This is a genomic window from Amycolatopsis sp. NPDC114484 (assembly GCF_055633755.1).
Genome location: NZ_JBVKDQ010000061.1, coordinates 1 through 1,669 on the forward strand (window position 1 = coordinate 1; position 1,669 = coordinate 1,669).

1 protein-coding gene is annotated in these 1,669 nt (G+C 67.8%); it reads left to right on the top strand.

The features are described from left to right. The first annotated feature begins 409 nt into the window (after window positions 1–409). On the top strand, window positions 410–1,642 hold the full coding sequence (locus tag ACZ7SW_RS46765) for an IS110 family RNA-guided transposase (RefSeq protein ID WP_470236838.1): 1,233 nt from the start codon (window positions 410–412) through the stop codon (window positions 1,640–1,642). Window positions 1,643–1,669 lie beyond the last annotated feature (27 nt).

Here is a 1,669-nt window from a genome sequence, read left to right on the forward strand (position 1 = left end):
TCCTAATCGGTAGTAGGGGTAGTTCTTCCAGCTCGTGGCTGAGGCCTGTTTGGCTCCAGACGTTCGACGTCTTAGGAAAGAACGGCCTGGTGCACGGGTTGGTTGGTGCGGATCCACCGGCGGGCGGCGCCTAGGTTTTCCGGTCGCTCGACCGACTTCGGAGAGAACGGCGCGTCTGCCGGTGGATCGGTGATCGTGGTGGTGGGATGTCGTGGCTCGAGTCCGCCGCAGGAGGTGACCTCTCGATGTGTTCCCGAGCTTCGAGCTCTTCGGCAGAACGAGGTCCCTGCGGTGTGCTGGAGTCACGAACGGCTACTGAGATGACGGACCGCCGAGTCCCGCGATTAGGGCGCTGCGTGACCCCGCCTGGACCCGTGAACAGCAGAAATAGTGAAGGAGACGTGACAGTTTGACACTGTTCTGCGGCATCGACTGGGCCGAATCCCACCACGATGCCGCCATCATCGACGACGCTGGAACCGTGGTGTCGAAGGCCCGGATCGGTGACGACGCGGCCGGGTTCGCGCGACTGCTGGACCTGTTCGCCGAAGCCGGGGACACCGCCGACGCGCAGATCCCGGTCGGGATCGAGACCGACCACGGGCTGCTGGTGGCCGCACTGCGCGCCACCGGCCGCACCGTCTACGCGATCAACCCGCTCTCGGCGTCGCGTTACCGGGCCCGGCACCAGGTTTCGGGTGCGAAGTCCGACGCCGCGGACGCGGTGATGCTGGCCAACATCGTGCGCACCGACGCCGACGCGCACCGGCCGCTGCCCGCCGACACCGACCTCGCCCAAGCCGTCCGGGTGCTCGCGCGAGCACAGCAGGACGCGGTCTGGGGCCGACAGCAGCTGGGCAACCAGCTCCGCTCGCTGCTCAAAGAGTTCTATCCCGCCGCGCTCGACGCGTTCGCGGGACAGCCCGAGGGCGGCCTGGCACGCCGCGACGCCCGCACCGTCCTCGCCGCGGCACCGGCACCCGCGCTCGCGGCGAAGCTGACCCGCGCACAACTGCGATCGTTGCTGACGAAGGCCGGGCGCCGACGCAACGTCGATACCGACGTCGACCGGCTCTACGGGATCTTCCGATCGCAGCGGTTGCGGCGGCCGCCGATCGTGGAGAACGCGATGGGCATCCAGTTTTCGGCTCTGCTGAGCCAATTCGAAGCAGCCTGCGCGGCCGCCGACAGCCTCGCGGAGGCGACGCGGACCCATTTTGAGCGGCACCCGGACGCCGAGATCATCACCAGCTTCCCCGGCCTGGGACTGCTGGCCGGCGCCCGGGTGCTCGCCGAAATCGGGGACGACCGCGCCCGCTTCACCGACCCGCGCGGCCTCAAGGCCTACGCCGGAGCCGCTCCGATCACCCGCGCCAGCGGCCGGAAAACCGTGATCTCGCACCGGCACATCAAAAACCGGCGTCTCGCCGCGGTCGGCCCGATCTGGGCGCTGAGCTCGCTGCGCGCCAGCCCCGGAGCGAGAAGACACTTCGACGCCCGCCGCGCCGCCGGAGACTGGAACCACCAGGCCCAACGACACCTGTTCAACAAGTTCCTCGGACAGCTCCACCACTGCCTCCAAACAGGACAACCTTTCGACGAACATCAGGCCTTTCCACCTCCGCTCACTGCTGCGGCTTGACTTTTAAGAACCTGAGATGTCTTTCCT